This is a genomic window from Candidatus Magnetaquiglobus chichijimensis, assembly GCF_045865675.1.
Lineage (GTDB): Bacteria > Pseudomonadota > Magnetococcia > Magnetococcales > Magnetaquicoccaceae > Magnetaquiglobus > Magnetaquiglobus chichijimensis.
In genome coordinates, this window is the sequence record NZ_BAAFGK010000004.1 from 1,781,699 (window position 1) to 1,795,851 (window position 14,153).

Sequence of the window (14,153 nt, forward strand, 5' to 3'; positions counted from 1 at the left end):
GCAAGGTCCCCGGCGGAGGTTCGGAGGCGGAGCCTCCGAGGTTTTGACTTTGCCGGCGTCTTTGTCTTTAGTCTTTGGCGCGCTCTTCAAAAAAGCGATTTTCACGTCTTTTTGTGAAAATCGCTTCGCGCCGCCTTGGCTGCGGGAACGTTTCGCGCCTTTGGCGAAACGTTCCCGCGAACATGGCCCAAAAAGCAGCCCCCCGGAGGCAGCTGGACACGGATTCCCCCCCGGAGGCGGCTGGACACGGATGCTCCCCGGAGGCGGCCAGACCCCGCCAACCGAGCGAGAGCGTTTTTTTGAGTCCAGCCCTTGAAAGACCTGTCGTAAATGTGAACCGATGCTGGTGATCAAGCGGCAATTGCGCTATCATGGCAACCTGAACGTTGAATCTGAATTTGCGCCCTCTTCTGGAAATCCCATCATGAAATTATTGGAATTTTTCAATCGGGAACTGGAAATCTCCAAATCCTCCATCCTGGGCAGCACCACCATCGCGGGCGCGGCCAGCGCGGTTCTGCTGGCGGTGATCAACTCGGGCGCGGAAATGGCGGCCAACCAGGAGATGAAAGATCACTATTTCTGGATCTTCATCGCCTCGTTCCTGCTCTTTTTCATCACGAAAAAATTCGCCCTGAGCGCGGCATCCGTGGCGGTCGAGGCTGCGGTGCGCAAGGTGCGCATCCGCATCGCCGACAAAATCCGCCGTTCGGAGCTATCCTTTGTCGAAAACATGGGACGCTCCAGCATGTTCACCCGCCTCACCCAGGACGCCAACCTCATTTCGCAATCGGCGGTGATCATCATCAACGCCAGCCAGTCGGCCATCGTGCTGGTCACCACCCTGATCTACGTGGCCTGGCTCTCGCCGGTGGGCTTCCTCATCATCACCGTGGCCCTCTGCACCGGCAGCATCCTCTATCTGGCCAACAACCGCAAAAACGCCGACGCCTTCGAAGCGGTCAACCGCAAGGAGTCGGAGTTCTTCGACGCCTTGAACCACCTGTTGAGCGGCTTCAAGGAGGTCAAGGTCAACACCAAAAAAAGCGACCGGCTGTTCGAGCACATCGAACGCATCTCCGAGGAAACCGAACAGCTGAAAGTGACCTCGGGATTGCGCTTCGTGGTCGATTTCATGTTCTCCCAGGTCTCCTTCTACCTGCTTCTGGCCATCATCGTCTTCATTCTGCCGCAACTCGAACCCACCCACTACACCATCGTCATCAAACTTACCGCCTCGACCCTGTTCATCATCGGTCCGGTGAACCTGCTGGTGGGCGCGATCCCGATCTTCACCCTGGCGGATGTGGCGGTGCGCAACCTCTACAAGCTCGAAAGCGAACTCGATGCCCAGGGACTGAGCGACCAACCCTTCAACGTCCGACTGGCCAACCGCATGGCCGCCTTCCAGGAGATCCGCTTCGAAAACGTCACCTTTGCCTACGACGCCAAAGAGTCAGGCGGCGAATTTTCGGTCGGACCGCTCAACTTCTTCATCAAACGCGGCAACATCCTGTTCCTGACCGGCGGCAACGGCAGCGGCAAATCCACGGTTCTCAAGGTGATCACCGGCCTCTACTATCCGGTATCGGGTCGCATCCTCATCGACAGCGTGCCGGTCAACCGCGCCAACTACCCGGAGTTCCGCAACCTGTTCTCGTTGATCTTCAGCGATTTTCACCTCTTCGATCGCCTCTACGGCCTGGAGGATGTGGACGAGGATACCCTGGACGAACTGCTGCGGCTGATGCAACTGGAAAACAAAACCAGCTATCAGGACGGTCACTTCACGGACATCAACCTCTCCACCGGTCAAAAAAAGCGTCTGGCCTTCATCGCCGCCACGCTCGAAGACAAACCGATCAACATCTTCGACGAGTGGGCCGCGGATCAGGATGCCACCTTCCGGGCCTTCTTCTACGAAAAAATCCTGCCCGACATGCGCGCCAGAGGCAAAACCCTGATCTGCGTCACCCATGACGATCGCTACTTCCACGAATGCGACCATCTGATCAAAATGGAGATGGGCAAGGTGGTGATCGACGACGACCACGCCGGTACCACCGCATGACGCAACTCTTTTCGCTTCCCTACGCGGGCGGCAACGCCTATGCGTTTCTGGGGCTCGGCAAACATGTGGATGATTTCATCCGCACCGTTCCCCTCGAACCACCAGGACGGGGACGGCGTGGTCAGGAACCGCTGCTCACCTCCATCGAGGCCATCACCGAAGATCTGGCCAACCTGATCCACGCCCGTCTGGAAGGGCCCTACGCCCTGATCGGCCACAGCCTGGGGGCCTATCTGGCCAACCTGGTGATCCGCCGCCTGATCCGGATGGGCGTCGAACCACCCCGTCATCTGTTCGTGTCGGGTGCGGCAGGACCCACGCGACCCAAAAAGAAAAAACTCATCCACGACCTCTCCAAGGAGGCGTTTTTGGCCGAAGTGAGCCAGTACGGCGGACTGCCCCGCGAGGTGCTGGGTCATCAAGAACTGATCGACTACTTCGAGCCGATCCTGCGCGCCGATTTCCAGGCGGTCGAGACCCACCACTACCAGCCGTCCGACCCCCTGCCCGTGCCGATCACCGCCCTGACCGGAGCCAGAGACGCCATCGTCACCCTGGATCTGGTGCGGCTGTGGCAGGCCGAGACCCGCCATCCCCTGATCATCGAACACTTTCCAGGGGATCACTTCTTCATTTTCGAGGAGTGGCCACGCATCGGCGAGATCGTCTCGAAAACCCTGCTGGAGGGGTGATGCCGGGGTGATCCGCGTGCTTGCCGCCGACAACGCCACCCCGCTCCCAGAGTCCATCCGGGAAGAACTGCTGACCTCCCTTCCCGCCGCGATGCACCCCGCGATCCAACGCTACAAGCGCTGGCAGGATCGTCAGGCCGCGCTGCTGGGGAAATGGCTGGTGCGACAGGCGCTGCTCGCCGAACACCATCCAGGCCACACCCTGCAATCCTGGCGCCTGGGTCCGTTCGGCAAACCGAGCGTGGCAGAGGATATTTTCTTCAACATCTCCCATACCGATGGTCTGGTCCTATGCGCCGTGACCCGTGTTGGCGAAATAGGCATCGATTGCGAGCGGATCCGCCCGCTCGACCTGCATGATTTCGAACGGCTCTTCCCCCGCGATGCGTGGGAGGAGATCGAAGCGGCGACAGACCCGTTTCTCGCCTTCTTTGACGCCTGGACACGCCGAGAAGCACTCCTCAAGGCCGATGGCCGGGGACTCTCGTTTCCCCTGGAGCACCTGCGCATCACCGGCAACCGGGGCACCGTAGGGGAAAACGGCAACCACTGGTCGATCCTGCCGGTCGCGGTGCCGATTGGATTGTGCTGCCATGTGGCGCTGGCCAGTCCAAAAAGAGGTTCCTCGCTGCTACCCCCCACGTTTTTTGAAGATCAAGATCCACCGATCACACTGGAGCCCCTATGGAAATCGGCTATTTGAGTGTCGGAACACCACCCAAACCGCTGACGGAACGGTTCGGGGAGTACCCGGCGATGTACCAACGGATGCTGGCCGACGTTCTGCCCGAAGCGCGCCTGCGCATCTTCGAGGTACGAGAAGGGAAGCTGCCCGATTCGGTGCACACCTGCGACGGCTATATCTGTCCGGGCTCCGACGATTCGGTCTACCATCCCCTGCCCTGGCTGCCGCCGCTCATGGCCTTCATCCGCGCCGTGCATGCCGCCGCACACCCCTTCGTGGGGATCTGCTTCGGCCATCAACTGCTGGCCCAATCCCTGGGTGGTTCCGTGGAACGGGCCAGCGGCGGCTTGCGACTGGGCACCAGGCGGATCGAGATCACCGCGCCCACGCCCTGGATGGTGCCTTGCCAAACCGTGCTCCATCTCCCCTTCGCCCATCGCGATCAGGTGATCCGTCTGCCACCAGATGGACAAACCCTGGCCACCAGTGACAACTGCCCCTGCGCGATGTTCCAGGCAGGTGAGGCCAGCCTCGGAATCCAGGGTCATCCGGAGTTCGACCATCCCTACATGCAGGCCCTGATCGAACTCCCGCGTCCGGAAAAAGAGCGTACCGAGGTGGAAATGGCGCGAAAGCGTCTGGCACTTGACGTGGACAACCAGCTCGTGGCTGAATGGATCGCTGGATTTTTTCGCGCGCGCGGATCGCACGGGCATGGGGAAGCCAACCGTACCGGCTTCCCCCAAACCCCCAACCCAACAAACAACGACCACACGAACCGCAGGGACCGGTAAAACAATGCTCGCCCTGATCTCACCAGCCAAAACCCTGGATCCGCATCCCGAGCCGCTCCCCCTGGCCACCACGCAACCTTTTTTTCAACAGTTGGCGCAGGAACTCGCAGAAGTCATGCGAGGATTCGACGCGCCGGCACTCGAATCCCTCATGAACATCAGTCCGGCCCTGGCGCGACTCAACGCCGAGCGCTTCCAGTCGTTCATCGCCAACCCCGCACCCCAGGTTGGCCATCCCGCCGCGCAACTCTATCGCGGCGACACCTACACCGGGTTGGATGTGGACTCCTGGTCACTCGACGACTGGGAATTCGCCCAGGGACATCTGCGCATCCTCACCGGTCTCTACGGCCTGCTGCGTCCCCTGGACCGGATTCAACCCTATCGATTGGAGATGGGCACCCGGCTGGCCAATCCACGCGGCAAGGATCTGTATGCCTTCTGGGGCAAACAACTGATCGAGGCGATCACTGCTCAGGTCGCCACGCATGCCAACCCCACAGTGATCAATCTGGCCTCCGAGGAGTACGCCAAGGCGGTCGCTGGACTGCCCATGGTGACGCCGGTCTTCAAGGAGGAGCGGCGTGGCAGGCTCCAGGTGATCGGCCTGATGGCCAAACGCGCCCGAGGCGCCATGGCACGCCACATGATCACCCAACGCCTGGAATGCCCGGAACCCTTGCAGGCGTTCACAGAAGGAGGCTACCGGTATCGTCCAGAGCTGTCGAATGCCAGCCACTGGATCTTCGTGCGACCAGAAACGGCGCCATTCGCCTGAAACCCAGGCGACGTCCTCTCCGCAACAGTCCCGTACCACAACCCACCCATCAGGAACGCATCCCCATGGAAGAGATCACCATCTGGCACAACCCGCGCTGCTCCAAATCGCGCCAAACCTTGCAACTGCTCGAGGAGAACGGGGTGACCCCGCGTGTGGTCCACTATCTGGAGACCCCACCGGACGCCCAGGAGCTGGAGCGGGTTCTGTCCGCCCTCGATCTGACCCCGCGACAACTGTTGCGCACCGGCGAAACGCTCTACAAGGAACTGGGATTGGCCGACCCGAACCTGACCCATGCCCAACTGATCGCCGCCATGGTCGCCCATCCCAAGCTGATCGAAAGACCGGTGGTCCGGATCGGCACCCGCGCTGTCTTGGGCAGACCGCCCGAAAACGTTCTCCCGCTCCTCAAGTGATCGGTTTTGTCCCCATCCACCGAACCTGGAAGAACGCCCAAAACGGTCTCCCGCGCCTCAAGTGATCGGTTTTTTCCCCATCCACCAAACCCGGAAGAACGCCCAAAACATTCTCCCGCGCCTCAAGGAAGCAAGGCCACATCCCGATCCAATCAACAAAAAAGCCGCTGACAGATGCCAGCGGCTTTTTTGTTTCCATTCAATGGCTGCAAACAAACGCCAGGATCAAACAGCGGCTTCCCGCTCCACCAACTCGATGAAGGCCATGGGCGCACAATCGCCGTAGCGATGCCGGGTCTTGATGATACGGGTGTAGCCACCATTGCGCTCCTTGTTGCGCTCGGCGATATCCGAGAAGAGCTTGTGGGTGACCTCCTTGTCGGTCATAACCGACAAAGCCTGACGCCGGGCATGCAAGGAACCATCCTTGCCCAGGGTCACCAGCTTGTCGGCCAGCATGCGCAACTCCTTGGCGCGCGGCACGGTCACTTCGATCCGCTCATAACGGAACAGGCTGGTCAGCATGTTGCGCAACAAGGCATTGCGAATGTCGGGTCTGCGATTGAGCTTGCGGCCCTGCTTGAGATGTCTCATGATTCTCTGTGTCCTTCCATCGTCCAGTCAACGCCGAATGATACCTTCATCCATCCGCGCCAAGTGCATGACAATCAAAAATTCTCTTCCTCGAACTGCTTGGCCAGCTCTTCAATGTTTTCAGGCGGCCACCCATCCAGGTGCATGCCAAGGCTCAAGTCCATCTCCTCGAGCACCTCCTTGATTTCGTTCAAGGATTTGCGTCCAAAATTCGGAGTCTTCAACATCTCGGACTCGGTTTTCTGAACCAAGTCGCCGATGTATACGATATCGTCGTTCTTGAGGCAATTGGCGGAACGCACCGACAGTTCCAGCTCATCCACCTTACGGAAGAGGTTGGGATTCCACTTCGGCGAGGCGTGGTCATCACGTCCCTCGTGAATCGGGATATCGTCAAAATTGATGAACAGGCTCAACTGATCCTGCAGGATCTTGGCGGCCAGGGCCAGGGCATCCTCGGGACTGACCACGCCATTGGTCTCGATGTAAAGCTCGAGTTTGTCGTAGTCGGTCTGCTGTCCCACACGAGCGTTGGAGACCTTGTAGGAGACCCGTTTGACCGGATTGTAGCTGCAGTCCATGGGGATGTCGCCGATGTTGGTCGGCTGGTCATCGGCACCCGCGGAGGCACGAACATACCCCTTGCCCGTGGTCACGGTCATGGTCATGTTCAGCTTGCCGCTCTTGTTCAGGGTGGCGATGTGGTGATTCGGATTGAGGATCTCGATATCATGACCGCAATCGATATCCGCAGCGGTGACCACCCCTTCCTTCTCCGCGACGAGGGTCATGGTACGGGTGGTACTGCTCTTCATGCGAATCGCGACACCCTTGAGATTGAGGATGATGTCGGTCACATCTTCCAAAACGCCAGGGATGCTTGAGAACTCGTGCAAAACCCCTTCGATGCGCACGGCGGAGACCGCCGCGCCTTGCAAGGAGGAGAGAAGAATACGACGTAGAGCATTGCCCAGCGTTGTTCCAAAACCACGTTCCAACGGCTCGGCGATCAAGGTCGCCTTGTATTGAGAATCTCCATCGCCGACCAGCTCAACCTTGCGGGGCTTGATCAATTCCGTCCAGTTCCTGTACATCACAATCCCCCATCCAAATAAACACGTTACTTGGAATACAGTTCCACGATGAGGTTCTCGTTATAATCCGCCGGCAGATCCGCACGATCCGGGAACGACACGAACGTTCCGGACAGGGAAACCGGATCCACCTCGAGCCAGGAAGGGAAACTGCGACGCATGGCACTTTCCATGGCGCCCTTGATGCGCAAATGGTTTCTGCATGTCTCATCCACCGCGATCCTGTCACCTGGTTTGACCAGATAGGAAGCGATATTCACGCAATTGCCATTCACGAGGATCTGTTTGTGACTGACCACCTGGCGGGCTTCGCTACGCGATGCCGAGAATCCGAGGCGATAGACCACATTGTCGAGACGCCGCTCCAGGAGGACCAACAGGTTCTCACCGGTAACGCCCGACATGCGGGATGCCTTCTCGAAGTAGTTGCGGAACTGCTTTTCCAGAAGGCAGTAGGTGCGCTTGATCTTCTGCTTTTCGCGCAGATGCACGCCATAGTCCGAAACCTTGCGGCGCCGCTGTCCATGCAGACCAGGGCCATAGTTTCGACGCTCGATGGCGCACTTGTCCGAGAAGCATTTCTCCCCTTTCAGGAAGAGTTTGGCCGCCTCGCGACGACAGAGTCTGCATTTGGATCCAAAATAACGGGCCATGTTTCCCTAGAGTCCCTTATATCTACCGAGTCGAATCAGACGCGACGCCGTTTCGGAGGACGGCAACCATTATGTGGAATGGGAGTCACATCCTGAACAAAGGCAATGTTAAAACCGATATTGGCCAAGGCACGCAAGGCCGATTCACGCCCAGAGCCAGGACCTTTCAGGCGCACCTCAAGGTTGCGCATGCCATGCTCCTGGGCTTTGCGTCCCGCATCTTCGGCAGCCATCTGGGCGGCAAAGGGGGTGGACTTACGCGATCCCTTGAACCCTTGTGCGCCAGCCGAACCCCAGGAGATCACATTTCCCGCGGTGTCGGTGATCGAAACAATGGTATTGTTGAATGTGGATCGGATATGCGCGATCCCGCTGGCGATATTTTTCCGCTCCTTCTTTTTGATTCGAGTCGCGGTTTTCTGAGCCTTCGTCGCCATGTTTACTCCTCGATTTCCTGCCCGGTCTTGTCACCTGGGCCAATCAGTAATAGATTCAAGATCATTTACCAACCACGGCACGACGCGGTCCTTTGCGTGTCCGGGCATTGGTATGGGTACGTTGTCCACGAACCGGCAAACCACGGCGATGACGCAGACCACGATAGCAGCCCAGATCCATCAACCGCTTGGTATTCATCGCAACCTGACGTCGCAGATCGCCCTCGACAACATGCTCCTTGTCGATGACGGCGCGAATGCGGGCGACCTCGGCCTCGGAGAGATCACGCGCGCGGACTTCGGTGGAGACCTCGGCCTCCTTCAGAATCTGCTTGGCCCGAACCGGACCGATCCCGTAGATATAGGTCAAAGCCACTTCCATCCGCTTGTTGATCGGAATGTTCACGCCAGCAATACGGGCCACCTTCAAATCTCCTCAATAGCCGAATTCACGGATTATACGCCATTTCAGCAAGAACCCAAGGGATTCTCGCAGCAGGATACCAAACTCAACCCTGGCGCTGTTTGTGTTTCGGATGCGCCGGGCAGATCACCCGAGCAACGCCCTTGCGCTTCACCACTTTGCAGAGTTTGCAAAGCGTCTTCACCGATGCACGGACCTTCATCTGGAAAACTCCTCCACGTTTGGGTCGTCAGGTACGACCACGAATCCGGGCTTTTTGCATCAACCCTTCATACTGACGGCTGATCAAAAAGGATTGAATCTGCGCGGAGGTATCCATGGTGACGCCGACGACGATCAGCATGGAGGTCCCTCCGAAATAAAACGGCACATTATAGCTTGAAATCAGAATCTCAGGCAAGAGACAAACTCCGGTCACGTACATTGCCCCCACCAGAGTCAGCCGCGTCAGAATCTTGTCCAGATACTCCGCTGTACGCGCACCCGGTCGGATACCCGGCACGAACCCACCATACTTCTGCAGATTGTCCGCCGTCTCCTGAGGATTGAAAACAATCGCGGTATAGAAGTAGCAGAAGAAAACAATGGCCAACGAATAGACCACCATATACGCCACATGCCCAGGAGAGAGGGCGGTGGCCATCCCCTTGAGCCAATCCCACGGCGCAAAATTGGCGATGGTCACGGGGAACAGAATGATGGAGCTGGCAAAGATCGGCGGGATCACACCCGACGTGTTGATCTTCAACGGCAAGTGGGTGCTCTCGCCTCCCACCATGCGGCGTCCGCTCACCTGTCTCTTGGCGTACTGAACCGTAATGCGGCGCTGCGCACGTTCCATGAAGATGATGAAGGCGGTCACCGCCACCGACATGATCAGCAGGAACAGCACGAACAAGGGTTGCAGGTCACCGGTGCGCGCCAATTCAAGGGTCTTGACCAGGGCGATGGGCAGATTGGCGACAATCCCCGCATAGATGATCAGCGAGATGCCATTGCCAATGCCGCGTGCGGTGATCTGCTCACCCACCCACATGATGAATGCCGTGCCTGAGGTCAAGGTGATCACGGTCATGACACGGAACGACCAACCTGGTTCCACCACCACGCCCAAACCGCCGGCTTGCATGGATTCCAGGCCATAAGCAATGCCAAACCCCTGGAAGATGGAGAGAACCACCGTTCCAAATCGGGTATACTGGTTGATCTTGCGCCGTCCCATCTCCCCTTCCTTCTTGATGGCCTCGAGCTTCGGAAAGACAGCGGTCATCAATTGCAGGATGATCGAGGAGGAGATGTAGGGCATGATGCCCAGGGCAAAAACCGTCAATCGGGAAAGCGCACCACCCGAAAACATGTTGAACATGCCGAGCAGCGTGCCTTGCTGTTGATCAAAAAAAGCCGCCAGAGCCTTGGGATCAATGCCCGGTGTCGGTACATGAGCACCGATCCGATAGACAATCAGCATCCCAAGGGTGAATATGAGTCGTTTGCGCAACTCGGGGATACGGCCAAGATTGGCCAGACCGGCAAAAGGAGATTGCGCGTCCATGAACCCTCTGTCTACGCTCAGGCACCCGCTTCGGAGTGCGACTCTTCATCCGATTCAGCTTGATTCACGGTCACGCTGCCACCTGCCGCACGCACCTTGGCAACCGCCGAGGCCGAAGCGCGATCCACAGTGATGAACAGCGGCTTGGTGATCTCACCCTGAGCCAACAGCTTCACGCCATCACGCTCACGCCCCACCAGCCCGCGAGCCTTGAGATCCTCGATCCCAACCGTCACGCCGGCATCGAACAGATCAAGATCCTGCAGGTTGACCAGGGCATAGACCTTGCGGAACGGATTCTTGAAGCCTCGCTTGGGAAGACGGCGCTGCAAGGGCATCTGACCGCCCTCGAAACCCACCTTGTGATAGCCACCCGAGCGGGCCTTCTGACCTTTTTGACCACGACAGCTGGTTTTGCCGTGACCGGAACCGATACCACGTCCCACACGTTTGCCACCACGGGCACCGGCGGGATTCTTGGGCAGTTCATTCAGTTTCATGGTATCCACAACCTTACAGGATAGGTAGGGTATCAAGCCCTGTTGACACGGCTTGATGTCCATCTTCAATCTCTACAAAAAAAAGCTACTCGACCAGGCGCACCAGATGCGGAACCTTGGCGATCATGCCGCGTATGCAGGGATTGTCCTGCAACTCACGGACGTGTCGAATGCGCTTCAAACCCAAACCGCGAACAATCAAACGCTGCTCTTCGGGACGACCGATCAAAGAGCGGATCTGCTCCACCTTGAGAGTCTTGGACATCGGATCCCCCCCTTATGCGGCGCCAAAGCGGTCCATCGGAAGGTCGCGCTTGGCGGCCACTTCCTTGGGTGAACGAATCGCCTTCAAAGCATCAAAGGTCGCCTTGATGAGATTGTGCGGATTCGAGGTGCCCGTGGACTTGGCGAGGATATCGCGAATTCCGAGGGCCTCGAAGATCGGACGCATCGAACCACCGGCAATGATGCCAGTACCTTCGACCGCCGGACGCAGAATGACACCACCCGCGCCATAGTGACCGATCATCTGATGGAAGATGGTGCGACCATCCTTGATCGGAATGTCCATCATGCTCTTGCGGGCCTTTTCCGTGGCTTTGCGAATGCTCTCCGGAACTTCCTTGGCCTTGCCCAATCCATAACCGACGCGGCCCTTGCCATCACCAACCACGACAATGGCCGAGAAGTTGAACCGGCTGCCACCCTTCACCACCTTGGCGGTACGCTTGATCGTCACCAGCTTCTCGATGTAATCATCGCTCTGCCAGCCACCGACCTTCTCTTCCGGCGCGTTATTGTTATTGTTGTTGTTCGCCTGATTGCTGCGTCGCTTAGCCATCGCCGCTCCTGCCTGATCTTGCGTCCAAGCCCATCAAATGGACTGACTTCCCTAGAAATCCAAACCGCCTTCACGCGCCGCATCAGCCAGGGTCTTCACCCGGCCATGATACAGATAACCGCTGCGGTCGAAAACCACGGTACCCACATTGGCAGCCTTGGCCTTCTCGGCGATACGTTGACCCACCAAGGCAGCTGCCTCTCTGTTGCCACCGTTCTTCAGCTGCTCGCGAATCTCTTTTTCCACCGTGGAGGCCGAGACGATGGTACGTCCAACGGCGTCATCAATAATCTGCGCGTAAATATGCTTGGCACTGCGAAAAACCGAAAGACGCGGACGGTCTCCAGCGACTTGACGGATCTTGAAACGGATTCGCGCGCTGCGAATCTTTCTGGCCACATGTCTGTCCTGTGACATCAAACCATCCCCATGCGTATTGACGTTGTCCGCCGAAATCCGACTCCGGCTTACTTCTTCTTGCCGACCTTGCGCTGAATCTTCTCGCCCTGATACAAAATCCCCTTGCCTTTGTAAGGCTCGGGCAGACGATAGGTACGGATTTCGGCACAGGTCTGACCCAAACGCTCGGCATCGATCCCCTTCAAGACCAACAGGGTATTCTTATCCACCGAGACTTCGATGCCATCTGGCAATTTGAAATCCACCGGATGGGAAAAGCCCAGGTTCAGCTTCAGCACCCGCCCCTCAACCGCAGCACGATAGCCAACCCCAATGATCTCGAGGGTCCTGGTAAATCCCTCGGACACCCCCTTGACCATGTTGAACAGGAGAGCACGAGCCAACCCCCAGAGCGCACTGCTGTTCTTGGAGTTGCCAATCGGAATGACAATCAGCTGATCCCCATCACGGGTGACCTGAACTTCGGCGGGAAAGGTGCGGGTGAGGCTACCCAACTTGCCGGAGACTTGAACGGTCTGATTGTCGATGGTCACCTCCACCCCCTTGGGGACAGAGATCGGTAATTTGCCAATTCTGGACACGAGAACGTTCCTCGAATGTTAGAATACGGTACACAAAAGCTCACCGCCAACGCCCATCTTGCGCGCCTGGCGATTGGATACAACACCCTTGCTGGTGGAAAGAATGGCGATTCCCAAGCCCTGGTACACCTTCGGAATCTCATCCTTCGCCACATAGACGCGTCGGCCAGGACGGGAGCGTCGATTGATCTCTTCGATCACCGGACGGCCCTTGCGATACTTGAGATCCAATCGCAAAATGGGAAATTTTCCTTCGGCCACGAGTTCGACCTTGGAGACATACCCCTCTTCCATAAGGATCTCGGCAATACGGGTCTTGATCTTGGACACGGGGACATCGACCTGATCCTTGCGCACCATCTGCGCATTGCGGATCCGGGTCAACATGTCACTGATTGGATCGGTCATACCCATGGAAACAAAGCTCCAATTCTCAATAAAACAGTTCTTACCACGATGCTTTCACGATACCCGGAATCTCACCGCGCAGCGAAAGTTGACGCAGACAGATGCGGCAAAGCGTGAACTTGCGCAGATACCCCCTGGGTCGAGCACAACGGGCACAGCGATGATAGGTCCGAACAGAAAACTTCGGTTTACGCTTGCACTTGGCAATCAACGATTTCTTGGCCATGAGTTCGCATCATCCTCGACGATCAATTCTTGAAAGGCATACGGAATGCCCGCAACAGAGCCTTGGCTTCCTTGTCCGTGGTGGCGGAGGTGACGATCACGATATCCATGCCACGCACCGCATCGACCTTGTCGTAGTCGATTTCCGGAAAGATGATCTGTTCCTTGAGGCCCATGCAGTAGTTGCCACGACCATCAAAGGCATTTCCCTTGACGCCCTGAAAGTCACGGGTACGCGGTAGGGCCACGTTGATCAGTCGATCCAAAAATTCGTACATCCTCACACGCCGCAAGGTCACGCAGCAGCCGATCGCCTGTCCCTTGCGCAACTTGAAGCCAGCCACCGACTTTTTGGCCTTGGTCACCAACGGCTTTTGTCCCGAGATGGCCGTCATGTCGGTCACGGCGCCGTTCAAGAGATTCTTGTCCGCGACCGCCTTGCCCACACCCATGTTGATGACGATTTTTTCGATCCGCGGGATCTGCATCACGTTGCGGTATCCAAACTCCTTCATCAGGGCGGGAGCGATCTCCCTGTCATACAGCTCTTTCAATCTGGCCATGGTCTGTTCCTGTCTGGGGCCTTGGCATTCGAGGCTTCACTATGAACGAACTGAACCGTCCGTTGAAACACCCTACCGATCGATGGTCTCGCCGGATTTGATGGCCACGCGAACCTTGCGACCATCCTCCAGGATCTTCTTGCCGATCCGACTGCCCTTGCCGGTGGCCACATCGTAAAACATCAGGTTGGAAATATGGATCGGGGCCTCTTTTTCCACGATCGAGGCTTCCTTATCCTTGGTCGCCCGCGTGTGACGCTTGATCATGTTGATACGCTCGACCAGAGCAGACTCCTGGTCGGTCACGATCTTCAGGATGCGACCGCGCTTGCCCTTGTCCTTCCCGGAGATCACAACGACCTGGTCACCCTTTTTCAGGGAAGTTTTGAAAGCGGTATTCATCGGACCTCTACTTGTCACCG

Annotated in this window: 21 protein-coding genes and 1 pseudogene; 6 read left to right on the top strand and 16 right to left on the bottom strand. The window is 57.6% G+C overall.

The annotated features are described in order from the left end of the window. Positions 1-424 precede the first annotated feature (424 nt). The 6 genes from ACOY6C_RS11765 (at position 425) to arsC (ending at position 5,439) form a co-directional block, all read left to right on the top strand. Complete coding sequence (locus ACOY6C_RS11765) at positions 425-2,071, top strand: cyclic peptide export ABC transporter (protein WP_420905668.1); 1,647 nt, start codon at positions 425-427, stop codon at positions 2,069-2,071. After that, entirely contained in the window at positions 2,068-2,763 is a 696-nt protein-coding gene (locus ACOY6C_RS11770) for a thioesterase II family protein (RefSeq protein ID WP_420905669.1), read from the top strand. The genes ACOY6C_RS11765 and ACOY6C_RS11770 overlap by 4 nt, the downstream gene beginning before the upstream one ends. A gap of 7 nt (positions 2,764-2,770) precedes the next feature. Then, positions 2,771-3,466: a 4'-phosphopantetheinyl transferase family protein gene (locus ACOY6C_RS11775; protein ID WP_420905670.1), complete on the top strand. Its 696-nt coding sequence runs from the start codon at positions 2,771-2,773 to the stop codon at positions 3,464-3,466. Beyond that, positions 3,448-4,242 (top strand): type 1 glutamine amidotransferase, encoded by a 795-nt coding sequence (locus ACOY6C_RS11780; protein ID WP_420905671.1) that lies wholly within the window; start codon positions 3,448-3,450, stop codon positions 4,240-4,242. The genes ACOY6C_RS11775 and ACOY6C_RS11780 overlap by 19 nt, the downstream gene beginning before the upstream one ends. 4 nt (positions 4,243-4,246) lie before the next feature. Continuing rightward, positions 4,247-5,020 (top strand): peroxide stress protein YaaA, encoded by a 774-nt coding sequence (gene yaaA / locus ACOY6C_RS11785; RefSeq protein WP_420905672.1) that lies wholly within the window; start codon positions 4,247-4,249, stop codon positions 5,018-5,020. Positions 5,021-5,085: 65 nt separating this feature from the next. Then, on the top strand, positions 5,086-5,439 hold the full coding sequence (gene arsC / locus ACOY6C_RS11790; protein ID WP_420905673.1) for an arsenate reductase (glutaredoxin): 354 nt from the start codon (positions 5,086-5,088) through the stop codon (positions 5,437-5,439). A gap of 237 nt (positions 5,440-5,676) precedes the next feature. Here arsC and rplQ read toward each other — a convergent pair. The 16 genes and pseudogenes from rplQ to rplX form a co-directional block, all read right to left on the bottom strand. Further along, positions 5,677-6,033: pseudogene (gene rplQ, locus ACOY6C_RS11795) on the bottom strand (50S ribosomal protein L17); the annotation flags it as partial. A gap of 74 nt (positions 6,034-6,107) precedes the next feature. Then, the gene (locus ACOY6C_RS11800) at positions 6,108-7,130 is read right to left on the bottom strand and encodes a DNA-directed RNA polymerase subunit alpha (RefSeq protein ID WP_420905674.1); all 1,023 of its coding nucleotides are present in this window, start codon (positions 7,128-7,130) and stop codon (positions 6,108-6,110) included. A 23-nt stretch (positions 7,131-7,153) separates the two neighbouring features. Then, positions 7,154-7,780 (bottom strand): 30S ribosomal protein S4, encoded by a 627-nt coding sequence (rpsD, locus tag ACOY6C_RS11805; RefSeq protein ID WP_420905675.1) that lies wholly within the window; start codon positions 7,778-7,780, stop codon positions 7,154-7,156. 35 nt (positions 7,781-7,815) lie between these two features. Further along, positions 7,816-8,217, bottom strand: a complete 402-nt coding sequence (rpsK, locus tag ACOY6C_RS11810; protein ID WP_420905676.1) for a 30S ribosomal protein S11 — start codon at positions 8,215-8,217, stop codon at positions 7,816-7,818. A gap of 61 nt (positions 8,218-8,278) precedes the next feature. Then, the gene (rpsM, locus tag ACOY6C_RS11815; protein WP_420905677.1) at positions 8,279-8,641 is read right to left on the bottom strand and encodes a 30S ribosomal protein S13; all 363 of its coding nucleotides are present in this window, start codon (positions 8,639-8,641) and stop codon (positions 8,279-8,281) included. Positions 8,642-8,726: 85 nt separating this feature from the next. Next, complete coding sequence (rpmJ, locus tag ACOY6C_RS11820) at positions 8,727-8,843, bottom strand: 50S ribosomal protein L36 (protein WP_420905678.1); 117 nt, start codon at positions 8,841-8,843, stop codon at positions 8,727-8,729. Positions 8,844-8,870: 27 nt separating this feature from the next. Then, positions 8,871-10,193: a preprotein translocase subunit SecY gene (secY, locus tag ACOY6C_RS11825; RefSeq protein ID WP_420905679.1), complete on the bottom strand. Its 1,323-nt coding sequence runs from the start codon at positions 10,191-10,193 to the stop codon at positions 8,871-8,873. 17 nt (positions 10,194-10,210) lie between these two features. Beyond that, the gene (gene rplO, locus ACOY6C_RS11830) at positions 10,211-10,693 is read right to left on the bottom strand and encodes a 50S ribosomal protein L15 (protein ID WP_420905680.1); all 483 of its coding nucleotides are present in this window, start codon (positions 10,691-10,693) and stop codon (positions 10,211-10,213) included. A gap of 85 nt (positions 10,694-10,778) precedes the next feature. Continuing rightward, the gene (rpmD, locus tag ACOY6C_RS11835) at positions 10,779-10,958 is read right to left on the bottom strand and encodes a 50S ribosomal protein L30 (protein WP_420905681.1); all 180 of its coding nucleotides are present in this window, start codon (positions 10,956-10,958) and stop codon (positions 10,779-10,781) included. Between the two features lie 12 nt (positions 10,959-10,970). After that, positions 10,971-11,534 (bottom strand): 30S ribosomal protein S5, encoded by a 564-nt coding sequence (gene rpsE, locus ACOY6C_RS11840; protein ID WP_420905682.1) that lies wholly within the window; start codon positions 11,532-11,534, stop codon positions 10,971-10,973. Between the two features lie 51 nt (positions 11,535-11,585). Next, positions 11,586-11,951 carry a 50S ribosomal protein L18 gene (gene rplR / locus ACOY6C_RS11845; RefSeq protein ID WP_420905683.1) on the bottom strand — a complete coding sequence of 122 codons (366 nt, stop codon included), beginning with the start codon at positions 11,949-11,951 and terminating at the stop codon, positions 11,586-11,588. A 50-nt stretch (positions 11,952-12,001) separates the two neighbouring features. Further along, a complete protein-coding gene (rplF, locus tag ACOY6C_RS11850) occupies positions 12,002-12,535 on the bottom strand; it encodes a 50S ribosomal protein L6 (RefSeq protein ID WP_420905684.1) in 534 nt (177 codons plus the stop codon). A gap of 18 nt (positions 12,536-12,553) precedes the next feature. Then, positions 12,554-12,949, bottom strand: a complete 396-nt coding sequence (gene rpsH, locus ACOY6C_RS11855; RefSeq protein ID WP_420905685.1) for a 30S ribosomal protein S8 — start codon at positions 12,947-12,949, stop codon at positions 12,554-12,556. A gap of 34 nt (positions 12,950-12,983) precedes the next feature. Further along, a complete protein-coding gene (locus ACOY6C_RS11860) occupies positions 12,984-13,169 on the bottom strand; it encodes a type Z 30S ribosomal protein S14 (RefSeq protein ID WP_420905686.1) in 186 nt (61 codons plus the stop codon). A 22-nt stretch (positions 13,170-13,191) separates the two neighbouring features. Next, entirely contained in the window at positions 13,192-13,731 is a 540-nt protein-coding gene (gene rplE / locus ACOY6C_RS11865) for a 50S ribosomal protein L5 (protein WP_420905687.1), read from the bottom strand. 72 nt (positions 13,732-13,803) lie between these two features. Then, positions 13,804-14,133: a 50S ribosomal protein L24 gene (gene rplX / locus ACOY6C_RS11870; protein WP_420905688.1), complete on the bottom strand. Its 330-nt coding sequence runs from the start codon at positions 14,131-14,133 to the stop codon at positions 13,804-13,806. Positions 14,134-14,153 lie beyond the last annotated feature (20 nt).

Excerpts from the sequence above, each read along its gene's own strand:
- ACOY6C_RS11765 (WP_420905668.1), top strand. The coding sequence starts at position 425 with ATGAAATTATTGGAATTTTTCAATCGGGAACTGGAAATCTCCAAATCC.
- ACOY6C_RS11770 (WP_420905669.1), top strand. The coding sequence starts at position 2,068 with ATGACGCAACTCTTTTCGCTTCCCTACGCGGGCGGCAACGCCTATGCG.
- ACOY6C_RS11780 (WP_420905671.1), top strand. The coding sequence starts at position 3,448 with ATGGAAATCGGCTATTTGAGTGTCGGAACACCACCCAAACCGCTGACG.
- yaaA (WP_420905672.1), top strand. The coding sequence starts at position 4,247 with ATGCTCGCCCTGATCTCACCAGCCAAAACCCTGGATCCGCATCCCGAG.
- arsC (WP_420905673.1), top strand. The coding sequence starts at position 5,086 with ATGGAAGAGATCACCATCTGGCACAACCCGCGCTGCTCCAAATCGCGC.
- rpsD (WP_420905675.1), bottom strand. The coding sequence starts at position 7,780 with ATGGCCCGTTATTTTGGATCCAAATGCAGACTCTGTCGTCGCGAGGCG.
- rpsK (WP_420905676.1), bottom strand. The coding sequence starts at position 8,217 with ATGGCGACGAAGGCTCAGAAAACCGCGACTCGAATCAAAAAGAAGGAG.
- rpmJ (WP_420905678.1), bottom strand. The coding sequence starts at position 8,843 with ATGAAGGTCCGTGCATCGGTGAAGACGCTTTGCAAACTCTGCAAAGTG.
- secY (WP_420905679.1), bottom strand. The coding sequence starts at position 10,193 with ATGGACGCGCAATCTCCTTTTGCCGGTCTGGCCAATCTTGGCCGTATC.
- rplO (WP_420905680.1), bottom strand. The coding sequence starts at position 10,693 with ATGAAACTGAATGAACTGCCCAAGAATCCCGCCGGTGCCCGTGGTGGC.
- rpmD (WP_420905681.1), bottom strand. The coding sequence starts at position 10,958 with ATGTCCAAGACTCTCAAGGTGGAGCAGATCCGCTCTTTGATCGGTCGT.
- rpsE (WP_420905682.1), bottom strand. The coding sequence starts at position 11,534 with ATGGCTAAGCGACGCAGCAATCAGGCGAACAACAACAATAACAATAAC.
- rplR (WP_420905683.1), bottom strand. The coding sequence starts at position 11,951 with ATGTCACAGGACAGACATGTGGCCAGAAAGATTCGCAGCGCGCGAATC.
- rpsH (WP_420905685.1), bottom strand. The coding sequence starts at position 12,949 with ATGGGTATGACCGATCCAATCAGTGACATGTTGACCCGGATCCGCAAT.
- ACOY6C_RS11860 (WP_420905686.1), bottom strand. The coding sequence starts at position 13,169 with ATGGCCAAGAAATCGTTGATTGCCAAGTGCAAGCGTAAACCGAAGTTT.
- rplE (WP_420905687.1), bottom strand. The coding sequence starts at position 13,731 with ATGGCCAGATTGAAAGAGCTGTATGACAGGGAGATCGCTCCCGCCCTG.
- rplX (WP_420905688.1), bottom strand. The coding sequence starts at position 14,133 with ATGAATACCGCTTTCAAAACTTCCCTGAAAAAGGGTGACCAGGTCGTT.